Source organism: Methylobacterium sp. WL6, from assembly GCF_008040095.1.
Classification (GTDB): Bacteria; Pseudomonadota; Alphaproteobacteria; order Rhizobiales; family Beijerinckiaceae; genus Methylobacterium.
Genome location: NZ_VRVH01000497.1, coordinates 1 through 2,044, shown reverse-complemented (window position 1 = coordinate 2,044; position 2,044 = coordinate 1). Strand labels below are relative to the sequence as shown.

Here is a 2,044-nt window from a genome sequence, read left to right as displayed (position 1 = left end):
GGGCGGCATTGGGCGGGGCGGCATTGGGATTGCCATTCGGGCCGCCGGGGCGGCCCGGCCCGCCGGCGCCGCCGGGGGGCTCGACGGCATCGGGACGCTGGACCGGACGGCCCGGGCCAGGGCAATCCCGGCCAGCCGGGGCTGCGCGGTTCCGACACGCAGCCGGGCGCCCAGCCCGGGCAGCCGGGCTACGATCCGCGCGGCGTGCCGACGGGCCGCGTCGGCGACCGCGACCGCGACGGCTTCAACCGTCCCGGCCGTCCCGGCTACATCCCCGGCGGCTTCAGCACCGACGACGAGGACGTGCGCGACTACGACCGCGTGCGTCGCGACCGCCGCGAGTTCAACGAGGACGGGCGGACCTACATCCGCGAGCCCGGCCGGATCATCGTGCGCGATCAGAACAACTACTTCATCCGCCACGACGAGAACGAGCGCTTCCGCGATATCGGCAGCGGCGGCTACCGCAGCGAGCGGCGCGGGCCGGACACCTACACCTATCTCGACCGTCCCGGCGGCGAGCAGATCGTGACGGTGGTGGACGACGACGGCCGGATGCTGCGCCGCTACCGCCGCTTCCGCGACGGCCGCGAGGTCGTGCTGATCGACAACAGCTACGGCGGCGCCCCGCGCCCGATCTACGAGGACGTGGTCGACCTGCCGCCGCCCGACATCCGCATCCCGCGCGAGCGCTACGTGGTGGATTACGGCGCGGCCGACGAGCGCGCGGTCTACGAGGCCCTGTCGGCGCCGCCGGTGGTGGCGGTCGACCGGCGCTACACGCTGGACCAGGTCCGCTACAGCCCGCAGCTGCGGGCCCGGATGCGCAGCGTCGACATCGACACGATCACCTTCGACACCGCCTCGTTCACGGTCACGCCCGACCAGGCCGCCCGGCTCTCGACGATCGCGGCGGCGATCAACCAGGCGATCCGCGCCAACCCGCAGGAGGTGTTCCTGATCGAGGGCTACACCGACGCGGTCGGCGCCGACGTCGACAACCTGTCGCTGTCGGATCGGCGGGCGCAGTCGGTCGCGACGGTGCTGACCCAGTACTTCCAGGTGCCGCCCGAGAACCTGACCACCCAGGGCTACGGCGAGCAGTACCTGAAGGTGAACACGCAGAACGCCTCGCGCGAGAACCGCCGGGTCACGGTCCGCCGCATCACCCCGCTGCTGCAGCAGAGCGGGGCGCCCCCGGCGGCTCCCCCGCCGCGATAGGATGGGTGTGATGCCGGCCCGCCCCGGGGCGGCATCCGTCGGCAGGCCGGATCAGAACCGGCAGGTGAGGTTGCCCTTCACCGCGTGGTCCTGCGCCCGCGCGCCGGTCTGGCCGGTATAGGCCGCGCCGAAGGTCACGCCGGAAGCCAGGCGCAGGTCGAGGCCGACCTCCGCCACCACCGCGTCCCGATCGATCGGGACGCCCGCCGCCAGGAAGCTCGGGTCCGCACCGAAGGACAGCAGCGCCTTCGGCACCACGTCGCCGTACGCCCGGCGGTAGCCGAGGAGCGCGTGCGCCGAGAGCGGCAGGCCGAGGCCGAGGTCGAACGCCGTCTGCCCGCGCAGGCCCGCCGTCAGGGCACCGAGGTCGTAGTCGCGGGCGGACCCGGTCAGGGCGGCGACGCCGCCGGTCTCCGCGAAGCGGTCGCGGTGGATGCCGACATAGGCGCCACCGACGAAGGGCTCGACGTAGGTCGGGGCCGATCGCACCGGCACGCCCAGTTCCGCGTCCACCGGCACGGCCGGCGCGGGCGCTCCGACGAGGAACCGGTAACCGATCTCGCCGAAGCCCTGCACCGTGCTGCCGCCGTAGCGGCCGGACGGCGTGTCGGACACGCCCGGAACGACGACGGTGCGGCGGGTGCGCAGGGATTCGTCGGCGTAGACCGCGCCGAGCCGCACCGAGACCGGGCCGAGCTCGTAGCCGCCGTAGACGCCGCCGAACCCGCCGGTGACGCCGGCCGATTCGCGGCGGCCGGCGGTGTCGAGGGCGCTCTCGGCGTAGCCGCCGACGAGCCCGAGCCTGAACCCGCTCGGCAGGCGC

The 2,044-nt window shown here is 74.3% G+C and carries 2 protein-coding genes; one reads left to right on the top strand and one right to left on the bottom strand.

The features are described from left to right. Positions 1-1,221, top strand: a 1,221-nt coding sequence (locus tag FV230_RS27700) for an OmpA family protein (RefSeq protein WP_246695037.1), incomplete at its 5' end; no start/stop codon positions are given. Positions 1,222-1,272: 51 nt separating this feature from the next. Here the strand turns inward: FV230_RS27700 and FV230_RS27695 are convergent. After that, the coding region (locus FV230_RS27695) for an autotransporter domain-containing protein (RefSeq protein ID WP_147844647.1) at positions 1,273-2,044 on the bottom strand (772 nt) is incomplete at its 5' end.